A 22,102-nucleotide genomic window follows, 5' to 3' on the forward strand; every position below is an offset into this window, starting at 1 on the left:
CAGAAGCACCTCAGCAGGCCACGATCATTTTACAAAACAAGAGTCCGTGACCGTGACGTTCGGTCGCTCCCTATCAAACGCCGTACCGCTTATTGCCTCCCGAAGTGATGCAGTAGCGCCCTCCCCTGGGGCCGATGCAGACATTGTTGCCTCGGCACGGGCAGATGCCGGCGTCTCCATAAGATCGGCGCGAAGAGGATCTCGAAGAGCTGGTGCCGGAATAGCTCCGCTGGGGCGTCGCCCGAGGTGGCGGGATATATTTCCGGCTCGCGGCGAGATAGCTGGTGCGAACCCAGCAGTTCTCAGATCGCTTGGCCAATGACCATCCGTCTCGGTCTTCCAGGACGGGCACCTGATCATTCACTGACAGCTTTGCGACGACGGGGCTGGAGGTTGACGCGTCAGCACGGCAGTTCAGCGTGTTCGCCTGGACGTACATGTAGCGGCTGGGTGTCTCCGTGGGCATCGACGCCAGACTGTTGATGCTGCTGCCTGAGTTCGAGCGAGGAGCGCCATCCTTGCCGCACTGGCTGAGCAGCCCAATGCCCAGCAGAAGCGCCACGATCCATCCGCCGCAACCAGCGGCATTGTTGTTCGCCATCTGCCCCTCCCCAGAAGCAGAACGACGCTATCTAGGCGCATACAGGAAGTCGAGTCACGCCGCCTCCTCGTCCTCCACGTCGCGCACCATAGGATCCACCTGGGTCCAAACGTCCCCAGCAGCGCTGCAGTCGATCTTGAAGTAGGCGATGTCATCCAGCCAAGGGTCACGGCCATCAGGGTCGATCCCCGTCGCTCCGCGCGGGACAGACCCATGCTGGGCCAGCACCTCGACCTCTCCAAAAAGCTCAAGCTCAAGGTCGGCCCACTGCTGATAGACAAGTACGCCATCGGCTGAACGCGCGAGAATCTCGCCGCCTTCTTCTGCATCAACTGCGCACGCGAACTCGTACCGCTGGGCTAGCACCCGGCGATGACCCCAGAACGGTTGCGCGTAATAGTGCAGCCGGCGCGGCATGCCTGATCCCTCCAAAAGTTAACATCCCAATCGCCACGCCGAACGGCGTTGAGTCAATGCGACTGGCTACAGGGTGCGTCCGTTAATGACGCCATCTGGTTCGGCATATGCAAACTTTCTTCTTGCGATCATGTTCGGCATATGCAAACTTTCTTCCATCACCGGGAGACGAACCATGTCATCCAAGACCGAAATCACTGTCGCCGCGAACGACGACGCCCCGAAGCTGAACAAGCGCCAGCTCGCGAAGGCGGCGACGCGCGAGAAGCTGCTGCACACCGCCCGCGTGCTCTGGGCCCCGACGGGCAGTTATGGCCCCGTCACCATCCGCGACATTGCCGCTGCCGCTGGCATGTCGACAGGCGCGATCTTCGCGAACTGGACCGGCAAGGAAGAGCTGTGGCGCGAAGCCATGGGTTACGAGCCGCCGGTGGACTGCGAGGCTGTTCGCGCCGCGCTGAAGGTCCAGGCCGCTCAAGCACGGTGGGCTGCGTAATGGGCCCGGCAACCTTCACCCCCGGCGAAGCCGTCCTGATCCCCGCGCGCGTCGTGCATCCTGTTGGCGCTGGTCTGGGCGATTGGGGCCGCGCCCTCATCGAGACTCGCTGGAGCCAATACACCCTCGCCTTCATCGGTGACGCCGTCATCAACGGCTTGGCGCGAGGCGTCATACTCGCTCCGTCCAACAGCGGCGCAGGCAAGTGGGATGTGCAGGTCGAGAACGGCCTCGCGGGCGTCGTGATCACCGTTCCCGGCGACATGCTCGCCTCGGCCCTCGAGCCTCTGAGGAGCGCTGCGTGATGCAACACATCTCCGAAATCATGCCCGGCGTCGTGGCCGGGATCGCCAAAGCCGGGAATGTGAACCTCGCTCTGGTCCCGCCGAGCCGCACGCCGCTGTTCGTGGTCGAAGGCCCGAAGATTCTGGACCGCCGCACCCGGCGCCGGATGACGGTCGATCAGGCCACGCAGGAAATGCTGCGCCTCGCCAGTGAACTGGCGGCAGCCGAAGACCCCGGCCTGCTGATCCCGGTCGTCAATGCGTTGGCTTGGGCCATCCGCGACGCGCGGGAGGCCGAGAACGACCCGCTGCCCCCGGCGAGCATGGCGCGAGCCGCCTGATGCGCCGCGCTCTCGAGAACGGCGCCGCCATAGCCGCTTGCATCCTTTTCACCGTCGCCGTTGCGATCGTCGCCGGCGCTCTATCCGAACCGAGGTGGCCATGAACCGCGAAGCCTCCACCGACTATCAGGCCGTCAACCGCGTCGGCCGGATCGTGAAGACTTTCTCTGACATCGAGATTGGTCGGGCTTGGGTCCGCGAGAACTCGTCGTTCTACGGCCGTCTGGAGCTGCTGGAAGTCGAGACCGTCGTCACCACACGGCGGGTCTATCGGCCGCGCCCGAGGCCCGCCCAGCCCTTCAACATCCCGGCCATGGGAGCGGCGGCATGACCCTGCACAACCCCCTGCCCATGCCCACGTCGGGCAAGATCGGCGAGCCGGGCGTCTATGACCTCAGCATGGCCGAGTATCACGGCGACTGTTGCGACAGCCCCTCTGTCTCATCTTCTGGCCTGCGCACGATCTGGAGCCAGTCGCCAGCGCACTACTGGTACGACAGCCCCTACAACCCCAACCGGCCTGAGCCGAAGGAGCGTGCGCACTTCTCCATCGGGAAGGCCGCGCACCATCTGCTGTACCTGGGCCGCAAGGGCTTCGATGAAGAGTTCGTCGTCCGCCCGAGTGAGTGGAAGGACTGGCGCACGAAGGCCGCCCAGGATTGGAAAGCCGAGCAGATCAAGGCCGGCAAGACCGTCGTCACCGACGGCGAGCTGGAAGCCATCACCGGCATGGCGCGGACGCTTGCGGCCCATCCTCTGGTTAAGGGTCAGGAAGGACGCCTCGGCATCCTCGACGGAGCCGTGGAGCGATCCCTGATCTTCAAGGACGAGAAGACGGGCGTCTGGCTTAAGAGCCGCCCCGACAACATCCCCGGACATTCCGGCCTGTTCGCTGACCTGAAGACGGCCGACAGCGTGTCCGACGAGAGCCTGGAACGGTCGCTCGCCGGGTTCGGCTACCACATGCAGGCCGCCCTGGTCGGCATGGCCTCCGAAGCGGTTCTCGGCCGCCCGATGGAAGAGTTCGCGCTCGTCTGGGTCGAGAAAGCCCCTCCCCACTGCGTCCGCGTCACCGTTCTGACCGGCGCCGATCTGGACCGCGGCCGGATGCAGTTGCGCCGCGCGATCGACCAGTTCGCGCAGTGCGTGGAAACGGGCATCTGGCCCGGCCCCGGCGGTGATCGCCAGGACGCCGAATATCTGACCCTCCCGCCTTGGGCGGCGAAGCAGATCGACCAGCGGCTCGAAGTCATCGCCGCCGAAGCCAACGACAACACCCCGAACAGCGAGATCGCGGCATGAACGCTCAAGTCCCCGCAACCCGTCCGGCTGCGCCCAGACCACCGATTATGGCAGGCGGTGCTGTCGCCGCATTGGTCCCGCAGTCGCTCGACGAAGCCTTCCGCGTCGCCCAAGCAATCGCGGCATCGGGCCTCGCCCCTCGCGGCCTCGACAAGCCGGAACAGGTCATGGTCGCGATCATGGCCGGTGCGGAGCTGGGCCTCGCCCCGTTCCAGGCGCTCCAGTCGTTCGCCATCGTCAACAACCGCCCGACACTCTGGGGTGACGGCCTGATGGCTGTCGCTCGCGCCCAAGGCATCAAGGCGCAGGAATGGATCGACGGCGAAGGCGACGCGGCCGTGGCTCACTGCGAGGTCACACGCCCCGACACCGGCGAGACCATCGCCCGTTCGTTCTCGGTCTCCGATGCCAAGAAGGCGGGCCTCTGGAACAAGCAGGGCCCGTGGCAGCAATACCCCAAGCGCATGCTCCAGATGCGCGCCCGCGCCTGGGCTCTGCGCGACGGCTGCGCGGACATGCTTCGCGGCTTCCAGGTGCGCGAGGAGGTCGAGGACTATCAGAACGTCACGGCCCGCGCCGTTCCGGCTGAGCGCCCGAACCTCGCCGCTCGCCTGGCCGCCCCGAACGACGCGCCGCGCGAAGGTTTCAGCGCCGTCCACGGCATCGATCCCGAAGACACCATCCCTGATTTCGACGCGGAGCCCTCCTCCGACGCCGCGTCGAATAAGCCCGCGTCTGACCCCGCCTCCGACCCGTCAGACGCGGGCGACTCTTTCCCCGGCGACCTCCCCCCGCCGAGGATACGACAGCCAGCGGCGCTGAGGCCAACGCCGATGAAGGGACGTCGCTGGCTGTCGACACCATCGCTTGGGCGGATCGCTTGATCGCTGACTTGCCCTTCCTGCGGCCAGAGCAGATCGAAGCTCTCGAAACCGACCGGAAGGAGCTGGCGAAGTTCGCCGTCCTCAAGGCCACTGACATGGACAAGGCTCGTGAACTCGAGCGCGCCATCCAAGCCGCGACGGAGGGCTGAGGCATGGTCGTTCTTCGCGTCATCGATTTCGAAACGACGGGCATGGAGCCGCCAGCGGCCGAGGTGATCGAGGTCGGGTATTGCGACCTAATCGGCCAGGGTGAAGACCCGTCCTCATGGACCGTTGGCAAGCCGGTGTCTTGGTTGTGCGGCGTTCAGTCGGTCCCGCCTGAAACGCGGGCAGTCCATCATATCCGAGCGGACGAAGTGGCCGGCCTCCCGGCCTTCGCCGAGACCCGAAGCCGACTGTTCGACGGCGACCCGGTTCTGTCGGCTGTCGTGGCCCACAATCTGGATTTCGAGGACCGTTTCCTTGGTCAGTATGGCGCCCTGGCCATCTGCACCCTGAAAGCCGCCCTGCGGGTCTGGCCTGATGCGCCAGGCCATTCAAACGGCGTCCTCCGCTACTGGCTGGAGGATCAGGGCTTGCTGTCGCTCGACCACGAGACGGCCATGCCGCCGCACCGGGCCGGACCCGACGCCTATGTCACGGCGCACATTCTCAAGGCCCTCCTCGCGGCCGGCGCCACCGGCAAGGACATGGTCGCGTGGACGAAAGAGCCGCGCCTGCTGCCCACCTGCCCGATCGGCAAATTCCGCGGCCAGAAGTGGGCTGACGTCGAGGCGGGATTCCTGAACTGGATGCTCGCTCAGGCGACGATGGAGGAAGACCTCAAGTGGAACGCCCGCCGCGAACTTGAGCGGAGGCGCGCCTGATGTCTCGCACCGTCGACGAATGGATCGGCAAGACCGACGACAGCCCCATCCCCGCCCGCGTCAGGGCCCGAGTGTTCGAGGCCCACGGCGGCCGCTGCCACATCTCTGGCCGCAAGATCGGAGCCGGAGAGCCCTGGGACTGTGACCACGTCATCGCCCTGATCAACGGCGGCGAGAACCGTGAGAGCAACCTCGCCCCGGCCCTTCGCGACAAGCACCGCGAGAAGACGGCTCAGGACGTGGCGGTCAAATCGAAGACCGCCCGGATGCGGGCGAAGCACCTCGGCATCTGGCCGAAATCCAAAACCCGCTGGCCGTCGAGGAAGTTCGCCGTCGCCCGCCCCCAGCCCCAGGAGTCCCACGACCATGGCTGACCGCCTGATCCTTCAGCACCGCATCTACCGCGCGGACCTGCGGGCCAACCCCTCCATCCTCTACGTCTTCGGCGACAACGAAGAGCGTTGGGGCCGAGGCGGTCAGGCTGCTGAGATGCGCGACGAACCGAATGCTATCGGCGTCGCCACGCTCAAGGCTCCGGGCGTCTTCTGGGCGGAGGACGACGCAGCCCGCCAGTGCGCTGTCATCGACGCAGACATGGCGCCGCTCTTCGCCGCCCTACGCGCCGGTCGAACTGTCGTCTTCCCGCTCGACGGCATCGGCTCCGGCCTCGCGGATCTCGAACGCAGAAGCCCCACCACCTGGGCGCATCTCCAACAACGCACCAACGAACTCAAATCGGCCGGGGAGGCCTGATCATGATTGAAGTCAAGACACAGGCCCAGCTCAACAAGGCCGTCAAAGAAAACCCCTCCGGCGAAATCAAGATCGTCAAAGGCTCGCTGAGCCTCTATCTCGAAAAGGCTGAGGGCCTGGCGCTGATCGTAGCGCTCGGCGCCAGCCTGGACGTTTCGATTGCGTCCGGCTCCTCCACGGTCACGGCGTACGGCTCCTCCACGGTCACGGCGTACGGCTCCTCCACGGTCAGGGCGTCCGGCTCCTCCACGGTCAGGGCGTCCGGCTCCTCCACGGTCACGGCGTACGGCTCCTCCACGGTCAGGGCGTACGACTCCTCCACGGTCAGGGCGTACGACTCCTCCACGGTCACGGCGTACGGCTCCTCCACGGTCAGGGCGTCCGGCTCCTCCACGGTCACGGCGTACGGCTCCTCCACGGTCACGGCGTACGGCTCCTCCACGGTCAGGGCGTCCGGCTCCTCCACGGTCACGGCGTACGGCTCCTCCACGGTCAGGGCGTACGACTCCTCCACGGTCAGGGCGTACGACTCCTCCACGGTCACGGCGTGGGGCTACGCCTTCGTCCAGACCTGGACGGCCCACGTCCATGTCAACGCTGCACCAACCGTCATCGTGGCCCAATGCGGCCCAGCCTGCGACGTGGTGGGAGTGGCGCCTGTCGTCCAACCCAATCCTGCCAGCGCGGCTGATTGGTGCGCCTTCCATGGCGTTGAGGTTTCGAACGGCGTGGCGACCCTCTTCAAGGGTGTCGACGCCAACTACAAGTCAGGCCGTGGCGGTGACTACACTCCCGGCACGACGCCCTCTGTTCCGGTGTTCAAGCCCGAGCCCGAGTGCGCAGAAGGGGCGCTCTACTTCTCGCCGTCGCCCGTTCACACGCTCCAGTTCATCAACGCAGAACGCTACCTCGCCTGCCCGGTGCGCCTGGACGACATTGTCGTTCATCCCAACGGCCGCTACCCCGACAAGGTGAAGGCGAAGGGCTGCTGCGCCCCGGTCTATGAGGTCGACGTGCACGGCCGTCCGGCTTCCGCTCCTGCTGCGGAGGTCACGCAATGACCATGCCTGAATCAACCAAGAGCCCGGCAGAGGTGCTGGAGGCGGCTGCTGATCTGCTGGAGAGGCACCAAGAAGAGCGGCGACTAGTCCGCATGAAGGATAGCGCCGCTGTCTACGACACGACGCTTGGCGTGGAAACTACCGCGTTCCTTTCCGCCCTCCGCCAAGCCTCCCGCCGTGGGGGTGAGGCATGAGCGGGGTGAAGCATACGCTGCGAGATCGAAAATGGCGCGAACAGCCACTTCTTTGACGGCCGCATTATGGATCAGGACGACGAATGCTTGGCGTTCGTTGATGTTCACCATCCCGTGTCGGCAATCTTCGCCGCCGCGCCTGATCTGCTGGAGGCTGGCGCTGAACTCCAGGCCGCCCGCAAGGCACACAAGCTGGCCCCCAGCGCCGAGAACCTGTCGCGCGTCCGCCATGCCAGCGACGCCTTTGACGCCGCCATCGCCCGCGCCCGTGGTGAGCAGGACGGGGGCGCATCATGATTTTCGGCTCTGTCTGTTCCGGGATCGAAGCCGCGTCCGTCGCCTGGCATCCGCTCGGCTGGCGCGCCTCCTTCCTGTCCGAAATCGAGGCGTTTCCGCGCACGGTCCTCTCCCACCACTACCCGGAGGTGCCGTTGCATGGCGACTTCACGACGATCCACGCCGATGAATACGAGCCAATCGACCTTCTGGTCGGAGGAACACCTTGCCAGTCGTTTTCCATCGGAGGACTCCGAGGCGGCTTGGGTGATGAACGCGGCAACCTCGCGCTCCAGTATTTTAGGCTGGCTGACCGACTTCGCCCCCGATGGCTGGTCTGGGAGAACGTGCCCGGCGTTTTGTCCTCGCACAGAGGGCGGGACTTTGGCTCCATCCTCGGGGCGATGGTCGAGCTCGGGTATGGGTTCGCCTGGCGAGTGCTGGACGCTGAGTTCTTCGGCGTCCCCCAGAAACGCCCGCGCGTCATCCTTGTTGGCGGCCCTACAGCGCAACGTGCCGCAGCGATACTTTTTGAGCGAGCGAGCCTTGAGGGGCGTCCTGTCCCGGGACGTTCGCAGGACGTGTCGGTTTGTATCACTAGACGTGGGCCGGGTTCTCTCGACGACCGAGAAACATACGTCGTTGAGGGCTCGTCTCCGCGCCATATGACCCCACTGGAAATCGAGCGCTGCTTCGGTTTCCCCGACGATTACACGCTGGTTCCGTATCGAGGGAAGCTGTCCTCCGACACGCCCCGCTACAAGGCCCTCGGCAACTCCATGGCCGTCCCTGTCATGCGCTGGATCGGAGAGCGCATCGCCCAGGTGGACGCCATTCCTCACACTCAGATCGAAAGGTCAGCCGCATGACCACCCCTCGCGTTACCGTGCCGGTTGAGCCGACGCCGGACCTGACGAACGAGCAAATCCAATCGGTGATGCTTGAGGCGATCAGGGAAGTTCGCGCGACCGTCACCGATCACGTCGAAGCAGCGACAATGGACGCCGATATTGCGCGGATGGAGCGTGGCCCCGTCGACTTGGGCACGACTGGCTGGGAGGTCATGCGCGCGGTGCATCGCCGTCTAGCCGCCCTCGCCACCCGCGAGGAAGCCCCGGCAGAGGCGGGGGAGGATGAATGGTCTGCGCTTTGGAAGCTGGCTGATGCGGCGTCAGCGGGATCATGGAGCGTTGAAGACCCGATGGATCACTGCTTGACCATCGTCGCGAACCCAGAAGCGCCCGTCTACGATTGGAAGTGGATCGCGGCGTGCGATTGGCCGGACGAAGACAATCAACTCGTCACTGCCAGAGAGGTGAAAGCCAACGCAGCCTTCATCTCCGCAGCAAATCCCGACGCCATAAAGCGCCTGATCGAAGCCCTCCGCGCCCAGCCGCAAGCCCGCGAGGACGATTGGACGCCGTTTGAACTTAAACCGAACGACATAGCCAACATCATCGACCGACATGCAGATTGCGGTGACGATGGCCTCCACAACGCGTCCCAGCTTGCGGAACTGATTTACCAGGCCGGAAGGAAATATAGCACCCACCCCGCCCCCGACGCGCTGCGGGCGAAGCTGGAAGCTGCGTTTACCGGCATGCGCACCTATAGCGGCGTGACCATCAAGCGCATCGACGTGCAAGAGTTGGTCAGCCGAACCATTTCCGCCCTGCAAGTCGAACAGAAGGGCGGTGCGTGATGGCTGAAACGAAGTGCAAGCGCGGATTCCAGTCTCACGTCATGTGCGACTGTGAGCCGACCCACCCCCTCACCCCGCGCGAGAAGGTGGCGGCGTTCCTGAAGGAACGTGACGAGGCCTGTGGTGTGATTGATGCCGACGACGCCGAGCGCGATGAAAGCGCCGGCCTGGTTCTCACCGCCCTCGCATCCGGCTCCGGCGATCATGCGGAACTGGCGGACAGACTGATGAATGTGTCTCTACGCTGGAAGGACGCAGACCAAGAGCGCGAAGAGGCGTCTCGGGCCATTACCGCCCTCATCGCAGAGAACGCGGCGCTGCGGGGTGAACTGGATCACGTAAGGTCTCTTCATAACCGAGCGACCGACCGATCTCGTCATTGGGAGATCGCCTCTATCAATGCGGACAACCGAGCCACAGAAGCAGAGCGCGAACTCTCCGAACACCGCACCACCGCTGACCTTCTCGTCTCAACGCTCAAGGCGGATAAGGCAGAGGCTGAGCGCAAGCTGGCTGAGGCGGTGGGGCTAAAGCATCTGACGGACGGCCAGATTTTCGCAGCGATCAATGCAGCGGTGACGATCACGAGGGACCGCAACGGCGTTGATAATGGCGCCGTGTGCATCAGCCCCGAGAAGTTCCGAACCTTCCTCAGCAAGGAGGCCGAACGTGGGTGAGAATAGCATGGTTCATTCCGCCGCAAGCGGCTCCATACCTGTCGAGGGTGGGGCTGCGTCGATAGCCTCAGCGGCCAGAAGCTTCGCCTTCGTCGCGCACGGCGATCAGCAATATGGCGACCAGCCCTATATCCGTCATCTCGACGCAGTGGCTAGCGTGGTCGCTTCATGGGGCTTCCAGGGCGCTATGCTGGATGCTGCTTATCTGCACGATGTAATCGAGGACACCTCCATCACCAGGGCGGAGATCGCCTCGACTTTCGGGCAGCGCGTCGCTGACATGGTGTGGGCAGTCACAGCCGAGGACGGAACTCGCGACGAGCGCATGGCGTCTATTTACGCCAAGGTGGTGAAGGACGGTGGCGCGGCGGTCGTGAAGGTGGCCGATCGGATAGCCAACATCGAGGCGGCGGAACCCGGTTCCGAACACGCTGCGCGTTACCTTCGCGAGGACGAAGCATTCACGGCTGCGCTCAAGCCCTACGTCCCAAATTTCGTTTGGCTTCGATATGTCAACGCCATCCTTCGCGCCAAACAGGGAGAGGGGGAATGACGGCAACATCGTTCGGCTGGGCTGTCCTCTACCCCGAGGATCGCGGGTTTGGCTGCCCTGGCGCACCGGCCATCGACAGCGTGTCATTCACCCGCGAGTCGGCCATGCACAACTTCGTCGCCTCATGGCGATACGATGCGCATGACGGAATGTCCGCCTCGAAGGTCTGGCAACGGGCCTATCGCCGCGGCTGGCGCCTGTCGCGCGTCGCCATCACCCCGGCATTCGGAGGGCCAGCATGACCCCCATCGTCCTGATCTGCGCCACCCTGGCCATGAGCGACGGAGACAGCGGCCGGTGCCATACGGCTGACGGAGAACGACACCGCGTTCGGCTGGCCGGCATCGACGCCGGGGAGATCTCGCCCTTCACCCGGTGCCGCCAGCGGCCGAACGTCTGGGCCTGCTCTCCCAAGGCTAAGGCCAGCGGACCGGCAGCGACCACGCGAGCCCGTCAGCTCGCAGCCAACGGCGCCCGCTGCACCGTCCAGTCCCGCGACCGCTATCAGCGCATTGTGGCCACCTGCACGGTCAACGGCCGCGACCTGGGCGCCATCCTCGTCCGTGAGGGCCTGGCCATCTCCGAAACCAACTACGGCGACCCCTACCGCCAGCAAGAGAACCAAGCCCGAGAGAGAGGAAGGGGGATGTGGCAGTGAACGACGACTTCAAGATCGCGTACACGATCAAGGAGGCTTGCGACGCCACCGGCATCGGTCGATCGACCCTCTACACCCTCATCAAAAAACGGCGCGTCGACGTGGTGAAACTCGGCACCCGGACACTTATCCCCAAGAAGTCGCTAGAGCGCCTTTTCGAGGAAACGCCGCGCGCGGCCTGAGTTTGCGGGTAGGGAGAAAGTTAGGGAGAACCTCTAGATCGCCCCGGAAATCCAGTGTTTCTGGGGTGGTTTAGACGGTCTCTCTGTCCGCCACACACCCCGCATAGCTTGTCTCTAGCTGCGGGGCTGAGGGCCAACCCTCCGTAATCTCCATCTTATTCCTCGCCAAACCGCCGTGGTTCGCCCTGGTTTCTAGCCTTATGCACCCGTTTTCGAGGGCCTTCGGGCCTCCAGTCTCTGGCAGGTCCGGAGGTGGTGGAGTTTGGCGATTTCCCTGTTTCGTCTTTTTCGAAAGACCGGCCGAAAGAGGCCGCGAGGCCCTATTTCCTTCGATGTTTCAGAGCGTTTCGCGAGGATGGCGCTCAATCCCTGCGCCTCGAAACAGGGAATTCACCAGCCAAGAACAGGGAACTAAGTCCCGCACAACAGGGCGCTCAAATGTGCAGAACAGGGCCTGAAAAACGATATCGACCGCTTGAGAGGCGATAAACATCCCGCAGAGCGACGATAATTTCATAGTAACGGATAGTAATCTTCCCGTCGCCAATGATGGATTGGCGCGGCTAAGCAGCTGCCCCGAACATCCGCCGCTGACGATCCCAGTCCGGTGAGATCGGTTCATCCAGTAGGCGGCTGAGGGTCAGGCCTGGAGCCTGACGCCCCTCCAGAATGGCGCGCTGCAGATCGGGGGCCAGAAAGGCTAGCCGGACCAGCTTCCGGTCATAGGCGCTGGCAGGTGCGGCGACATCGACCTGACGCAGGGCGCCATCGCTCGCATTCCAGCCGAGCCCACAGGCCAACTGGTGCGCCCGACGCAGCCCTTTGATGAGAACCGGATCCCGCCGATGGCGATGAACCAGCGGACGGCCATCGGGCCCAACCTGCTCGACCCGCCCGCCCCGCGCCTGGCACCGCACCGGTAGGACAAGCGCCAGAGCGGCGGCGTCGCCGGTCACCGGCTCCAGCCCCCTGCGGGCGGCAGGGAGAAGGCGATCGGCCCGAAATGTGATCCGGACCTCTTCGGCTAAAAGATCAATACGCGTCACCGGCGCCAGGCGCGCCGCCAGAGGCAGTTCGCTCCCATGACTATGGCGAGAAACCAGCGCCGCCTCCACGACCTCGTGCAAAGCCTCCGCCCGCACCCGGCGCAAAGCGCCATCGCGGCGATCAAGCTTGCCGCCCTGCTGCAGCGGCGCCGAGACGTAATAGCGATAGACCTTGCCGCCTCGCCCGTAGCCGAAGGACGGGCTCATGCGATGGCCGTCGGCGTCGTGGACAAGCCCCTTCAGCGGCAGATCCGCAGACCGCAACGGTCGATCCCGGTGGGTCTGGGCGGTGGCGGCGAGGAGGAACTCGTCTTTGGCGCCGTTGGGGCCCCTCAGGCGCCGGCCATCGTCAGTGGCGTCGATTTCGAACTGATAGAGCTTGAGCATCGAGCCGTGATCGTCGGTCATGTAGGCGACGTCATAAAACTGCCCTTCATACCCGGCTTTCAGGGCTCGATAGAAGCGGTCAGTATATTCGGTCAGCAGTTGGACCAGAATGTCCTGCTGCTTGGTGACATCGGCAAAGCGGTTAATGGCCAGCTCTGCTTGGGGAATGAACAACGTGTACCAAGCGTCGCTGCCAGTACAAAAGTCGATCAGGCGTTGCCGGTCCAGCCGAAGATTGCTCCAGGCCTTTAGCAGCTTGTATTCCTGCAATGCGAGAAACACTGCGTCCCAGTCGAACATGCGGGTGGCGACGCTGGCAATCCTCACCGGCGAAGGCGCGGCGGCCCTTGCTGCGGCTCCCGCCGTCAAGCCCAGCAGCCGCAGCAGCTCCTCGCGCGTCGCCCGTTTCAGCCGCTGCTGCGCCAAATCCCTTGCGCTCGGCGACCCCGAGAAGATGATCGAGACGAGACTCGAGCTCTGCCCGCACTGCCCGTTCTTCATCGTCGCTGAGTTCACGATCGTCTTCGCTCATTGCGTCCTCTTCGGGATCGCGGGTCCTGCGAGGAGACGCCGCCGCCAGCGCGGCCACCGCCTTGGCCGTGCGGGCCAGCACGCCGATGGCGCGCCCCCGCTTCTCGGCCTCGGCCACGTCGGCCGGAGGCTCTGCGGCGGCCACCACGGCGATCGCCTCATCGGTCAGCTGCATCAGCCGCCCCAGCGCCCCGTCCAGCCACTGCGCGACCGCCGCCGCCCGCTCCGCCTCGTCCCCTTTTCCCGCCATGACCGAACCATAGCGGACCAGCGTCCTCAGGCTGGCGAACAGCCTCCAGAACCACCCAAAGCCGGGAAATCACAGGGATCCGCGCCCTCGGCTGCGATAGCCGCGACGCAATGGCCGACGCCTAGACCGCCATCGCCGCCGGATCGCCGCCCGACAGCCACCGGGTCAGGGCCGCGGCCAGCTCCGCGATCTGGATGGGTTTGGCCAGATGGCCGTCCATGCCCGCCTCCAGGCAGCGCGTAACCTGCTCGGCCTGGACGTTGGCGGTCAGGGCCAGAATCGGCGTCCGGCGCCCGCTCCCCGCCTGCATCCGGCGAATTTCGCGGGTCGCCTTCAGCCCGTCCATGACCGGCATATGCACGTCCATCAGCACCAGGTCATAGGCGCCCGACTGGACCGCATGGACCGCCTCCGCGCCGTCGGCGACCGTGTCGATCTCCAGCCCCAGATTCCGCAGGATGGCGCTGACCAGTTCGCGGTTGGCCGCCGCGTCGTCAGCCATCAGCACCCGGCCCCGGATCGTTTGCTCGGCCGCTCGTCCCTGACGTGTCTCGATCACCTGGTCACCGGCGGCGGCCACGGCCAACGGCGCCTCGAACCAGAAGGTCGAGCCCTGGCCCGGCGTGCTGTCGACGCCGATCTCTCCGCCCATCAGCTCGACCAGACGGCGCGAGATGGCCAGCCCCAGCCCCGTCCCGCCATAGACCCGCGTCGTCGAGGCGTCGGCCTGGGTGAAGCGGTGGAACAGCTCCTCGATCTTCTCGGCCGGAATGCCGATGCCGGTGTCGCGGACCGCCGCCCGCATCCGCCATTGGCCGTTCTCGTCCAACCGGCCGCCCAGTTCCAGCGTCACCTCGCCGCGGGCCGTGAACTTCACCGCATTGGACAGGAAGTTGAGGATCACCTGCCTCAGCCGCCCCTTGTCGCCGGTCAGCCGCTCGGGCGTGTCGGCGGCGACCACGACGCGCAGGATCAACCCCTTTAGCGAGCACTGGCTCTCAATGATGGCGGCGGCGCCGTCCACCAGGGCCCGCGTGTCGAACGGCTCGGGGTCCATCTCGATGGCGTCGGCTTCCAGCTTGGAATAGTCGAGGATGTCGTTGATGACGCCCAGCAGGGCCTCCGACGCCGTGGCGATGCGCTCGACATAGATGCGCTCTTCCGGCGGCAGGTGCTCCGAACCGTGCAGCAGACCCGAAAAGCCGATGACGCTGGTCAGCGGCGTCCGCAGCTCATGGCTCATATTGGCCAGGAATTCGCTCTTGGCCCGGGCCGCCTTCTCGGCGCGCTCCTTGGCCTCGATGACCTCGTCCTCCAGCAGCTTGCGCTGGGTCATGTCGCGGATCACCACCACCACGTCGTCCACGTGGCCGTGCTCGTCCTTCAGAGCCTTGAAGGTGCATTCCACCCAGACCGTATGGCCGTCCCGGTGCACCGCGCGATGCTCCAGGCGGGTGGGCGTTCCGGTCTTCACCGCCTCCCCGATGGCCTTGAGGACCAGGTGCTTGTCCTCAGGGTGCACATAGTCGGTCGACTGGCCGCTCATCTCTTCCAGGGTCCAGCCTAGAAGCTGCTTGATCGCGGGCGAGATGTATTTGCTCGACCCGTCCATCTTCACGCGGGTGATGACGTCGCCGACGTTCTCGGCCAGCAGGCGATAACGCCCCTCGTCGCGGCGCGCCCGCTCCAGCACCTTCTCCTGGTCGGTTACGTCCTGGAAGACGCCGAAGATGGCCGAGACCTGGCCGTCCTCTCCGCGCTCGGTCTCGGCGTGGGTCAGAACACGCCGCTCCTCGCCGTCGGCCCGGATCAGGGTCAGCTTGGCCATATAGGGACGGCCCTCGGTCAGGGCCGTCTCGATCAGCTCGCCCAGCCGCGTCTTGTCCTCTTCCCCATAGAAGGCCAGCGTCTGGTCCAGATCCGTGACGAACCGGCCGCGTTCGACGCCGTGAATGCGATAGACCTCATCGGACCATTCCATCACCCGCCGCTTCCGTTCCAGCCGCCAGTGGCCGACGCCCGACATCTGCTCGACCAGGCGCAGCGTCTCCAGACGCTCGTCCCGGATGCGCGCGGCGTCCAGACCGGCGATGATGTCCTCGGCCATGCCCACCAGACTGGCCAGCTGCTCCATCTGCTTCGAGGTCGGCTCCGGCCGCTCCCGGTCGTCCAGGATGCTGAAGGCGCCGACCGGCCGCCCGGCCGGATGGCACAGGGTCGCGACCACGACGAACCTCAGATGCGGCGTCTTGCGGACGAGGGCGTGGTTCTTCAGACGCGGGTCGCCCTGTGGATCGATCGACACCAGCGTGGCCCCCGGCCCCATCGCCGTCAGGATGGGCGCCAGACTGTCCTCCTGCGGAATGCGCTGCATGCACACGCCCGCGCTCGAGCGGATGACCGCATCCCGCTCGGTCAGCAGGGTCACCACCGCCGCCCGGCAATCGAACAGGGTCGCGGCGAAATCCACCAGGCGCTGAAACGGCCCGCCGGGGCCTTCCAACGCCTCTATGCTCTTGGTGAATGACAACTCGCGTTCCCCCGCTCGGTTGTTCCTTGTCGCGCCTAACCCCGAAATATTCGTTAGCGGACCCGATCAGGCCGGCCGGGGCTGCGTTCCCCGCTCGGCCATCCACTCCGGCGCCTCGAAATCGAGAGCGTCCTCGGCTTCCCTCAGCGCCGTCTCGCACACCGTCTGGCGGCGCACCGACACCCCCGCCGTGTGCACCGTCTCCGGGTCGCCCGACACCAGCGGATGCCACCAGGCCAGCGGCCGTCCCTCGTGCAAACGGCGATAGGCGCACGACAGGGGCATCCACTTCAGCCGTTCGATATTGTCCGGGGTCAGTTGCACGCAATCCGGCACCTCGGCCTGGCGCTGGGCGTAATCGGTGCAGGTGCAGCGGTCCGGGTCGAACAGCTTGCAGTGGACGTGCGTCGGAATGATCTGGCCGGTGTCCTCATCCTCGAAACGGATGACGCAGCACAGGCCGCAGCCGTCGCACAGGCTCTCCCACTCGGCCGGAGACATCTCGGCGAGCGTCTTGGTTTCCCAGAACGGCTTGGCAGGCGTGGATTTCATGGCCGCGCCCTATACCCCTCCAGGGCGCATCTGTCGCCCTCTGCCTAGTGCGTCACGCTCTTGGAGAAGACGTTGATCACCACCACCCCGCCGATGATCAGCGCCAGGCCGATGATCGCGGGCGGGTCCAGCTTCTGCTTGAACAGGAACAGGCCGATCACCGAGATCAGCACCACCCCCAGCCCGCTCCAGATGGCGTAGGCCAACCCCACCGGCATCTGCTTCAGCGCCAGGGTCAGCAAATAGAAGGCGATCCCGTAGCACACCGCCAGCCCCGCCGTGGGCCAGGGCCTGGTGAACTGCTGCGACTGCTGCAACAGGGTCGTCCCCATCACCTCGAAGCCGATCGCGCCCAGCAGGGCCAGCCAGGTGGTCGGGTTCACGCGGCCGCTCCTCCATAGGCGTCCGTCAACAGGCTGCCCGGCGTCAGCAGCGACAGCAGAGCCTTCCTCTGCTCCGGCGACACCTCATGGGTGCCGAACAGGTCGGTCATCCACAGGCCGTCGGCGATCAGCCGCAGCATCAGGGCGTCGTCCTTGCCTGCCAGGTCTTCCGGGTCATCGGCGGCCAGGGTCTTCATCGCCGCACGCCAACGCGGGATCAGGCTCGGCTCTATGGCGCAGGCGGCCAGGGCCGCCCGACCGATGCTGACGTCCCGCTCCGTGGCCGGCTCATTGACGACCGCCCGCAGATAGGCCCGGGCGTTGCGGCCATAGGGATTGGGGTCGCGCGCCGCCTCGGCCAGCACCGCGGCCGCCATCTCGGTGGCGAGATAGTCGATCACCCCTTCCAGCAGGGCCAGCTTGTTCGGAAAGTGATGCAGCAAGGCGCCCTTGCTGAACGGCAGCCGCGCCACCACGGCGTCCAGCGTCACCGCCATCGCCCCCTCTTCGGCGGCCAGTTCGATGGCCGCCTCGATGATCTGGCGGCGGGTGTCTTCGGGCGTGCGGCGGAAGGTCTGCGTGTCCATGACGCTTTACATACCAACTGGACGGTATGCGTCAAGCCGAGACTTGCTCAGGCCTGTCTCGCTCTCCGCCGCGCCAGATAGACCCCGACCACAGTCGCCACCGTCAGGATCATGCCCAGGAAGACAGCCCCCAGCCCCAGGAAGACCGTGGCGAACAACTGCCCCATGAAGCCCTGTCCCACGGCGATCACCGTCTGCGGCCCGACCTGCCCGTCATAGTCGGCCGAGATCCTGTAGGTTCCGGCCCGTTCGACGCTGAACACATTGATGGCCTCGCCCTGACGCCCGCCCATTGAATAGGTGGAGCTTCCCATGGGCGCGCTCACCGCCACCGGCGCGCCGTCAGCCGCCTCGACATGAATGGCCAGACCGGGCACTTGATCGACCGCATAGACCCGGCCGTCGACGACGCTGCGGTACTCCAGAAAGACCGTGTGCCGGCCCGGCTCCAGCCGCAGTTCGCGCGCGCCCGGCACGACGATCTGCTCCAGCCCGTCATCCAGCTTCGACAGTTGCGTGAACAGCACCGCGCCCATGGCCGCGAACCCGCAGATCATGGGCAACGCCGCCAAGGCGTACCAGCCCCGGCCCGGCCCCTTCCTCGCGGCGCGACTATCTCACGCCGAGGCGCTCAGATCCATTCCACCCTCCGTCGTCATCGCCCTCGACTACAGCCCGCCGTCAGGGAAGCGTCAACGCCGATGGCCGAAGCGACGGTCAGTCGCTATATGCGCCCCCATGGCCGCCAGACCCCCCTCGTCGCTCTCAAAGATGTCCGTCTCCAGGACGGCCCCCGCCCGCTGTTCGACGGCGTCGACATGGCGATGGAGCCGCGCAGCCGCGCCGCCCTGGTCGGCCGCAACGGGGTGGGCAAATCCACCCTGATGAAGGTGGTCATGGGCCTGATCGAGCCGGACTCGGGCGACCGCTCGGTCCAGGCCGGCACCCGCTTCGCCTATGTCCCGCAGGAGCCCGTCATCACCGGCGAGACCCTGGCCGACTACGCCGCCTCGGGCGAGGCCGAGCGCTGGACCGCCGAAAGCTGGCTGGAGACCTTCGGCCTCGACCCCAACAAGTCCACCCAGGGCCTGTCGGGCGGCGAGATCCGCCGCGCCGCCCTCGCCAAGGCCTTCGCCGAAGAGCCCGACCTGCTGCTGCTGGACGAGCCGACCAACCACCTCGACATCCTGGCCATCGAACTGCTGGAGAACGAGCTGATCCAGGCCCGTTTCGCCTTGCTGGTGGTCAGCCACGACCGCGCCTTCCTGAACCGCGTCACCGACACCGTCCACTGGCTGGAAGGCCGCAAGGTCCGCACATTGAACAAGGGCTTCGTCGAGTTCGACGACTGGGCCGCCAAGGTCATGGACGAAGAGGCCGAATCCCTGCGCCGCCTGACCAAGCGCATCGAGGCCGAGACCTACACCTTCTACCGCTCCATCACCGCCCAGCGCACCCGCAACGAGGGTCGCGCCCGCGCCCTGCGGCAGATGCGTCTGGACCGCGCCGAACGGGTCAAGGACCTGCCGCGCGAGCTGAACCTGGGCGTCGATTCCGGCGCCGTCTCGGGCAAGCTGGTCGCCGACATCAAGGGCGTCAGCAAGGCGTTCGGCGACCGGACCATCTTCAGGAACCTGACCACCCGCATCATCCGCGGCGACCGGCTGGCCATCGTCGGCCCCAACGGCGCGGGCAAGACCACCCTGGTCAAGGTGCTGCTGGGCGAACTGGCGCCGGACGAAGGCACGGTCCGCATGGGCGCCAACCTCGAACCCCTCTACCTCGACCAGTCGCGCGAGGGGCTGAAGTCGGACATGACCCTGTGGGACGCCCTGACGCCGGGCGGCGGCGACTCCATCCTGGTGCGCGGCCGCTCCATGCACGTCGCCGCCTACGCCAAGGACTTCCTGTTCCAGGAAGCCCAGCTGAAACAGCCCATCTCCACCCTGTCGGGCGGCGAGCGCAACCGGCTGCTGCTGGCGCGGGCGCTGGCCCAGCCCGCCAATATGCTGATCCTCGACGAGCCGACCAACGACCTCGACATGGACACGCTGGAGAAGCTGGAGGAACTGCTCGAATCCTACGACGGCACCCTGATCCTGGTGTCGCACGACCGCGATTTCGTCGACCGCCTGGCCACCTCGACCATCGCCCTGAACGGTCGCGGCGACGTGGTCGAGACCCCCGGCGGCTGGCAGGACTTCCTGCGCCAGAACCCCGGCTTCCTCGCCCCGCCCCCGACCCACGCTGACGCCGCCCCCTCAGCGGCGCGTCGGGTCGAGAAGGCGGAGCCTTCCGACCGCGCCCCCAAGAAACAGGCCAAGCTCTCCTACAAGGACGCCCGCCGTCTGGAGGAGGTCGAGAAACTGATGGAGACCCTGCCGGTCGAGATCGCCCGACAGGACGCCCTCCTGGCCGATCCCGACCTCTATTCGCGCGACCCCGCCGCCTTCGACCGCGCCATGAAGGCCGCCGAAAAGGCCCGCGCCGAGCTGGAGGCCGCCGAACTGGACTGGCTGGAGCTGGAAGAAAAGAAAGCCGCCCTGGCGGGCTAGAGGCAGCCCTCGCCCTATCCGGACATTCTTCGCGGAATTGCTCCGCGTCCAGCCAACTCTCCTGCGATTAGGCCGGAACCCACGGTTTACATTCGGCCCGGCTTGCCGCCTCATCTCAAGCTGGGCGGCGTCGTTCGCGCGCCCGGCTCTCGAGGGGGAGCCGCGTAGACCAACTGGGGGTTTATCCATGAAGAGACTGCTTGTCGTCGCCGCTTCGGCGCTGGCCCTGGCCGGGCCGGCCATGGCGCAAAGCGGGGGCCAGAGCGGGCCTCAAGGCGCGCCGCGCGCCGACGCCGCCGCGAACCGCACCGAAGCCGCCATTCCGCCGCCCGTCATGTCCGAGACCCGCCACACCGGCGTCTTCGGCGGTCAGCGCATCGCCTACCGCGCCATCGCCGGCGAGACCTATCTGAAGGACAAGGAAGGCAAGCCGCTCGCGGCCATGGTCTCCTACAGCTACATCAAGGAAGGCCCGACGGACCCCAACCGTCCCGTCACCTTCCTGTGGAACGGCGGCCCCGGCTCAGGCTCCCTGTGGCTGCACATGGGCGCCTTCGGACCCAAGCGCGTGGTCGTGCCTTCGGACGCCAAGGACGACGGCGCCGCCCCCTATCCGATCATCGACAACGTCGACTCCCTGCTGGACGTCACCGACATCGTCTTCATCGACCCGATCGGCACCGGCTTCAGCCGCGCCCTGGGCGACAAGGACCCGGCCGACTATTGGGGCGTGACCAAGGACGCCAAGTCCATGGCCGAGTTCATCCGCCTGTGGCTGAACGAGCACGGCCGCTGGAACGCGCCGAAATTCATCGGCGGCGAAAGCTACGGCACCACCCGCTCGGCCGCCGTCATCAATGAGCTGGAAGGCACATACACCGACGTCGCCATCAACGGCATCCTGCTGATCTCGTCGATCCTCGACTTCAGCCTGGCCGCCGACTCCCAGGGCAATGAGTTGGGCTACGTCACCAACCTGCCCTCCATGGCCGCAACGGCCTGGTATCACGACAAGGTCCCCAACAAGCCCGCCACGGTCGAGGAGTTCGTCGCCGAGGCCCGCGCCTGGGCCATCGGCCCCTACGCCACGGCTCTGTTGAAGGGCAACGACCTGACGGCCGACGAGCGGGCGACCATCCTGCAGCAGTTGTCGCGCTACACCGGCGTGTCGCAGACCTATCTGAGCAACGCCAACCTGCGCCTGTCGCCCAGCCGCTTCTACAAGGAGCTGCTGCGGGATCGCGGCCTGACCATCGGCCGCCTGGACACCCGCTACACCGGCGTCGACTACGACAACGCCGGCGACCGCCCGGACAACGATCCCAGCTTCTACGGCATCGACGGCGCCTATACCGCCGCCATGAACGCCTGGTCGCGCGAGGGCCTGAAATATTCGCCCGACGTGGTCTATTCCTCGATCGGCGGCACCCGGAACTGGGACTGGAACCTCCCGTCCGCCGGGCGCGGCGGCGCAGAGTATCTGAACGTGGCCCCCTATATCGGCCGCGCCCTGCGTGAGAACAGCGGCCTGCGCGTCTGGGTCGGTCAGGGCTACTACGACTTCGCCACGCCCTTCTTCGGCGCCGAATATTCGCTGAACCGTCCGGGCTTCCCGACCGACGGCCGCATCGAGTGGCACTACTACCACGCCGGCCACATGATGTACGTCCGCGACGACGACCTGAAGAAGCTGTCCAACGACATCCGCACCTTCATCCGCAATCGCTGATGATCCGCCGCCATCCGCTCCTGCGAGCGGGTGGCGGTCGCCTATCCAGGGGCTGCCTCACGGCGGCCCCTTTTTGCTGTGGACAACACAAGGCGCTGATCCGCCTTCGCGAATTTCGTCCGCCCACAGATATCCACAGACTTGCCCACCGGGTCCGGGAGAATTCCGCACAGACGCTCTGATTTGGGCGCTTGCCCAATAACGGATTTCGCGGGAACGTCAACAGGCCGAGGGACACGGCGGCGCGGAAATCCGGGGAGACCCGGAGATCAAGCGGACCGGTCCGGCTCTCTGACCCAGGGTTC

The 22,102-nt window shown here is 65.9% G+C and carries 30 protein-coding genes; 21 read left to right on the forward strand and 9 right to left on the reverse strand.

Annotated features, from left to right (window positions below):
* Positions 1-73 precede the first annotated feature (73 nt).
* Positions 74-601: an SH3 domain-containing protein gene (locus AC52GN_RS11770; RefSeq protein ID WP_496527186.1), complete on the reverse strand. Its 528-nt coding sequence runs from the start codon at positions 599-601 to the stop codon at positions 74-76.
* Between the two features lie 54 nt (positions 602-655).
* Positions 656-1,018, reverse strand: coding sequence for a hypothetical protein (locus AC52GN_RS11775; RefSeq protein WP_496527187.1), 363 nt, complete (start codon positions 1,016-1,018; stop codon positions 656-658).
* A gap of 175 nt (positions 1,019-1,193) precedes the next feature.
* Here AC52GN_RS11775 and AC52GN_RS11780 point away from each other — a divergent pair, with 175 nt between their 5' ends.
* The 10 genes from AC52GN_RS11780 to AC52GN_RS11825 all read left to right on the forward strand — a co-directional run bounded on the left by AC52GN_RS11780 (position 1,194) and on the right by AC52GN_RS11825 (position 5,944).
* Positions 1,194-1,514, forward strand: coding sequence for a TetR/AcrR family transcriptional regulator (locus AC52GN_RS11780; RefSeq protein ID WP_496527188.1), 321 nt, complete (start codon positions 1,194-1,196; stop codon positions 1,512-1,514).
* Complete coding sequence (locus AC52GN_RS11785; RefSeq protein ID WP_496527189.1) at positions 1,514-1,819, forward strand: hypothetical protein; 306 nt, start codon at positions 1,514-1,516, stop codon at positions 1,817-1,819. The genes AC52GN_RS11780 and AC52GN_RS11785 overlap by 1 nt, the downstream gene beginning before the upstream one ends.
* A complete protein-coding gene (locus AC52GN_RS11790; RefSeq protein ID WP_496527190.1) occupies positions 1,816-2,139 on the forward strand; it encodes a hypothetical protein in 324 nt (107 codons plus the stop codon). Before AC52GN_RS11785 ends, AC52GN_RS11790 begins: the two co-directional genes overlap by 4 nt.
* A 100-nt stretch (positions 2,140-2,239) precedes the next feature.
* Entirely contained in the window at positions 2,240-2,470 is a 231-nt protein-coding gene (locus AC52GN_RS11795; protein WP_496527191.1) for a hypothetical protein, read from the forward strand.
* Positions 2,467-3,441 (forward strand): PD-(D/E)XK nuclease-like domain-containing protein, encoded by a 975-nt coding sequence (locus AC52GN_RS11800; RefSeq protein ID WP_496527192.1) that lies wholly within the window; start codon positions 2,467-2,469, stop codon positions 3,439-3,441. The genes AC52GN_RS11795 and AC52GN_RS11800 overlap by 4 nt, the downstream gene beginning before the upstream one ends.
* Positions 3,438-4,325, forward strand: coding sequence for a recombinase family protein (locus tag AC52GN_RS11805; RefSeq protein WP_496527193.1), 888 nt, complete (start codon positions 3,438-3,440; stop codon positions 4,323-4,325). The genes AC52GN_RS11800 and AC52GN_RS11805 overlap by 4 nt, the downstream gene beginning before the upstream one ends.
* The gene (locus AC52GN_RS11810) at positions 4,322-4,474 is read left to right on the forward strand and encodes a hypothetical protein (RefSeq protein WP_496527194.1); all 153 of its coding nucleotides are present in this window, start codon (positions 4,322-4,324) and stop codon (positions 4,472-4,474) included. The genes AC52GN_RS11805 and AC52GN_RS11810 overlap by 4 nt, the downstream gene beginning before the upstream one ends.
* Positions 4,475-4,477: 3 nt before the next feature.
* On the forward strand, positions 4,478-5,191 hold the full coding sequence (locus tag AC52GN_RS11815) for an exonuclease domain-containing protein (RefSeq protein ID WP_496527195.1): 714 nt from the start codon (positions 4,478-4,480) through the stop codon (positions 5,189-5,191).
* Entirely contained in the window at positions 5,191-5,565 is a 375-nt protein-coding gene (locus tag AC52GN_RS11820; RefSeq protein ID WP_496527196.1) for an HNH endonuclease, read from the forward strand. Before AC52GN_RS11815 ends, AC52GN_RS11820 begins: the two co-directional genes overlap by 1 nt.
* The gene (locus AC52GN_RS11825) at positions 5,558-5,944 is read left to right on the forward strand and encodes a DUF7831 domain-containing protein (protein ID WP_496527197.1); all 387 of its coding nucleotides are present in this window, start codon (positions 5,558-5,560) and stop codon (positions 5,942-5,944) included. Before AC52GN_RS11820 ends, AC52GN_RS11825 begins: the two co-directional genes overlap by 8 nt.
* A 94-nt stretch (positions 5,945-6,038) precedes the next feature.
* Here AC52GN_RS11825 and AC52GN_RS11830 read toward each other — a convergent pair whose 3' ends face one another.
* Positions 6,039-6,488 (reverse strand): hypothetical protein, encoded by a 450-nt coding sequence (locus AC52GN_RS11830; RefSeq protein ID WP_496527198.1) that lies wholly within the window; start codon positions 6,486-6,488, stop codon positions 6,039-6,041.
* 184 nt (positions 6,489-6,672) lie between these two features.
* Between AC52GN_RS11830 and AC52GN_RS11835 the strand changes: the two genes are divergently transcribed.
* The 9 genes from AC52GN_RS11835 (at position 6,673) to AC52GN_RS11875 (ending at position 11,247) form a co-directional block, all read left to right on the forward strand.
* The gene (locus tag AC52GN_RS11835) at positions 6,673-7,005 is read left to right on the forward strand and encodes a hypothetical protein (protein ID WP_496527199.1); all 333 of its coding nucleotides are present in this window, start codon (positions 6,673-6,675) and stop codon (positions 7,003-7,005) included.
* Between the two features lie 260 nt (positions 7,006-7,265).
* Positions 7,266-7,496 carry an XkdD/Y8K6 family phage-associated protein gene (locus AC52GN_RS11840; protein WP_496527200.1) on the forward strand — a complete coding sequence of 77 codons (231 nt, stop codon included), beginning with the start codon at positions 7,266-7,268 and terminating at the stop codon, positions 7,494-7,496.
* Positions 7,493-8,344, forward strand: a complete 852-nt coding sequence (locus AC52GN_RS11845) for a DNA cytosine methyltransferase (protein WP_496527201.1) — start codon at positions 7,493-7,495, stop codon at positions 8,342-8,344. The genes AC52GN_RS11840 and AC52GN_RS11845 overlap by 4 nt, the downstream gene beginning before the upstream one ends.
* Entirely contained in the window at positions 8,341-9,177 is an 837-nt protein-coding gene (locus AC52GN_RS11850; RefSeq protein ID WP_496527202.1) for a hypothetical protein, read from the forward strand. Before AC52GN_RS11845 ends, AC52GN_RS11850 begins: the two co-directional genes overlap by 4 nt.
* The gene (locus AC52GN_RS11855) at positions 9,177-9,854 is read left to right on the forward strand and encodes a hypothetical protein (RefSeq protein WP_496527203.1); all 678 of its coding nucleotides are present in this window, start codon (positions 9,177-9,179) and stop codon (positions 9,852-9,854) included. The genes AC52GN_RS11850 and AC52GN_RS11855 overlap by 1 nt, the downstream gene beginning before the upstream one ends.
* A gap of 7 nt (positions 9,855-9,861) precedes the next feature.
* Positions 9,862-10,407, forward strand: a complete 546-nt coding sequence (locus AC52GN_RS11860; RefSeq protein WP_496527204.1) for an HD domain-containing protein — start codon at positions 9,862-9,864, stop codon at positions 10,405-10,407.
* Complete coding sequence (locus tag AC52GN_RS11865; RefSeq protein WP_346532475.1) at positions 10,404-10,649, forward strand: hypothetical protein; 246 nt, start codon at positions 10,404-10,406, stop codon at positions 10,647-10,649. The genes AC52GN_RS11860 and AC52GN_RS11865 overlap by 4 nt, the downstream gene beginning before the upstream one ends.
* Entirely contained in the window at positions 10,646-11,065 is a 420-nt protein-coding gene (locus AC52GN_RS11870; RefSeq protein ID WP_496527205.1) for a thermonuclease family protein, read from the forward strand. Before AC52GN_RS11865 ends, AC52GN_RS11870 begins: the two co-directional genes overlap by 4 nt.
* A complete protein-coding gene (locus AC52GN_RS11875) occupies positions 11,062-11,247 on the forward strand; it encodes a helix-turn-helix domain-containing protein (RefSeq protein WP_496527206.1) in 186 nt (61 codons plus the stop codon). Before AC52GN_RS11870 ends, AC52GN_RS11875 begins: the two co-directional genes overlap by 4 nt.
* 563 nt (positions 11,248-11,810) lie before the next feature.
* Here AC52GN_RS11875 and AC52GN_RS11880 read toward each other — a convergent pair.
* From AC52GN_RS11880 to AC52GN_RS11905, 6 genes are all read right to left on the reverse strand, one after another.
* A complete protein-coding gene (locus AC52GN_RS11880; RefSeq protein ID WP_496527207.1) occupies positions 11,811-13,196 on the reverse strand; it encodes a hypothetical protein in 1,386 nt (461 codons plus the stop codon).
* A 386-nt stretch (positions 13,197-13,582) separates the two neighbouring features.
* The gene (locus tag AC52GN_RS11885) at positions 13,583-15,991 is read right to left on the reverse strand and encodes a hybrid sensor histidine kinase/response regulator (RefSeq protein ID WP_496527208.1); all 2,409 of its coding nucleotides are present in this window, start codon (positions 15,989-15,991) and stop codon (positions 13,583-13,585) included.
* 66 nt (positions 15,992-16,057) lie between these two features.
* Positions 16,058-16,543 (reverse strand): YcgN family cysteine cluster protein, encoded by a 486-nt coding sequence (locus AC52GN_RS11890; protein WP_496527209.1) that lies wholly within the window; start codon positions 16,541-16,543, stop codon positions 16,058-16,060.
* A 44-nt stretch (positions 16,544-16,587) separates the two neighbouring features.
* Positions 16,588-16,926 carry a DMT family transporter gene (locus AC52GN_RS11895; protein WP_496527210.1) on the reverse strand — a complete coding sequence of 113 codons (339 nt, stop codon included), beginning with the start codon at positions 16,924-16,926 and terminating at the stop codon, positions 16,588-16,590.
* On the reverse strand, positions 16,923-17,513 hold the full coding sequence (locus AC52GN_RS11900) for a TetR/AcrR family transcriptional regulator (RefSeq protein ID WP_291777905.1): 591 nt from the start codon (positions 17,511-17,513) through the stop codon (positions 16,923-16,925). Before AC52GN_RS11900 ends, AC52GN_RS11895 begins: the two co-directional genes overlap by 4 nt.
* Before the next feature lie 47 nt (positions 17,514-17,560).
* Positions 17,561-18,070: a hypothetical protein gene (locus tag AC52GN_RS11905; RefSeq protein ID WP_496527211.1), complete on the reverse strand. Its 510-nt coding sequence runs from the start codon at positions 18,068-18,070 to the stop codon at positions 17,561-17,563.
* 171 nt (positions 18,071-18,241) lie between these two features.
* Between AC52GN_RS11905 and AC52GN_RS11910 the strand changes: the two genes are divergently transcribed.
* Both AC52GN_RS11910 and AC52GN_RS11915 read left to right on the forward strand, forming a co-directional pair.
* On the forward strand, positions 18,242-20,068 hold the full coding sequence (locus AC52GN_RS11910) for an ABC-F family ATP-binding cassette domain-containing protein (protein WP_496528807.1): 1,827 nt from the start codon (positions 18,242-18,244) through the stop codon (positions 20,066-20,068).
* Positions 20,069-20,255: 187 nt separating this feature from the next.
* Positions 20,256-21,797 carry a S10 family peptidase gene (locus AC52GN_RS11915; protein ID WP_343830885.1) on the forward strand — a complete coding sequence of 514 codons (1,542 nt, stop codon included), beginning with the start codon at positions 20,256-20,258 and terminating at the stop codon, positions 21,795-21,797.
* The last annotated feature ends 305 nt before the right edge of the window (positions 21,798-22,102 follow it).

The sequence above is a fragment of the Brevundimonas sp. SS2672 genome, from assembly GCF_059579685.1.

Bases quoted from the DNA above. Each gene is read 5' to 3' on its own strand.
- AC52GN_RS11770 (WP_496527186.1), bottom strand. From the start codon at position 601: ATGGCGAACAACAATGCCGCTGGTTGCGGCGGATGGATCGTGGCGCTT.
- AC52GN_RS11775 (WP_496527187.1), bottom strand. From the start codon at position 1,018: ATGCCGCGCCGGCTGCACTATTACGCGCAACCGTTCTGGGGTCATCGC.
- AC52GN_RS11780 (WP_496527188.1), top strand. From the start codon at position 1,194: ATGTCATCCAAGACCGAAATCACTGTCGCCGCGAACGACGACGCCCCG.
- AC52GN_RS11785 (WP_496527189.1), top strand. From the start codon at position 1,514: ATGGGCCCGGCAACCTTCACCCCCGGCGAAGCCGTCCTGATCCCCGCG.
- AC52GN_RS11795 (WP_496527191.1), top strand. From the start codon at position 2,240: ATGAACCGCGAAGCCTCCACCGACTATCAGGCCGTCAACCGCGTCGGC.
- AC52GN_RS11800 (WP_496527192.1), top strand. From the start codon at position 2,467: ATGACCCTGCACAACCCCCTGCCCATGCCCACGTCGGGCAAGATCGGC.
- AC52GN_RS11805 (WP_496527193.1), top strand. From the start codon at position 3,438: ATGAACGCTCAAGTCCCCGCAACCCGTCCGGCTGCGCCCAGACCACCG.
- AC52GN_RS11815 (WP_496527195.1), top strand. From the start codon at position 4,478: ATGGTCGTTCTTCGCGTCATCGATTTCGAAACGACGGGCATGGAGCCG.
- AC52GN_RS11820 (WP_496527196.1), top strand. From the start codon at position 5,191: ATGTCTCGCACCGTCGACGAATGGATCGGCAAGACCGACGACAGCCCC.
- AC52GN_RS11825 (WP_496527197.1), top strand. From the start codon at position 5,558: ATGGCTGACCGCCTGATCCTTCAGCACCGCATCTACCGCGCGGACCTG.
- AC52GN_RS11840 (WP_496527200.1), top strand. From the start codon at position 7,266: ATGGATCAGGACGACGAATGCTTGGCGTTCGTTGATGTTCACCATCCC.
- AC52GN_RS11845 (WP_496527201.1), top strand. From the start codon at position 7,493: ATGATTTTCGGCTCTGTCTGTTCCGGGATCGAAGCCGCGTCCGTCGCC.
- AC52GN_RS11850 (WP_496527202.1), top strand. From the start codon at position 8,341: ATGACCACCCCTCGCGTTACCGTGCCGGTTGAGCCGACGCCGGACCTG.
- AC52GN_RS11855 (WP_496527203.1), top strand. From the start codon at position 9,177: ATGGCTGAAACGAAGTGCAAGCGCGGATTCCAGTCTCACGTCATGTGC.
- AC52GN_RS11860 (WP_496527204.1), top strand. From the start codon at position 9,862: ATGGTTCATTCCGCCGCAAGCGGCTCCATACCTGTCGAGGGTGGGGCT.
- AC52GN_RS11865 (WP_346532475.1), top strand. From the start codon at position 10,404: ATGACGGCAACATCGTTCGGCTGGGCTGTCCTCTACCCCGAGGATCGC.
- AC52GN_RS11870 (WP_496527205.1), top strand. From the start codon at position 10,646: ATGACCCCCATCGTCCTGATCTGCGCCACCCTGGCCATGAGCGACGGA.
- AC52GN_RS11890 (WP_496527209.1), bottom strand. From the start codon at position 16,543: ATGAAATCCACGCCTGCCAAGCCGTTCTGGGAAACCAAGACGCTCGCC.
- AC52GN_RS11900 (WP_291777905.1), bottom strand. From the start codon at position 17,513: ATGGACACGCAGACCTTCCGCCGCACGCCCGAAGACACCCGCCGCCAG.
- AC52GN_RS11905 (WP_496527211.1), bottom strand. From the start codon at position 18,070: ATGATCTGCGGGTTCGCGGCCATGGGCGCGGTGCTGTTCACGCAACTG.
- AC52GN_RS11910 (WP_496528807.1), top strand. From the start codon at position 18,242: ATGCGCCCCCATGGCCGCCAGACCCCCCTCGTCGCTCTCAAAGATGTC.
- AC52GN_RS11915 (WP_343830885.1), top strand. From the start codon at position 20,256: ATGAAGAGACTGCTTGTCGTCGCCGCTTCGGCGCTGGCCCTGGCCGGG.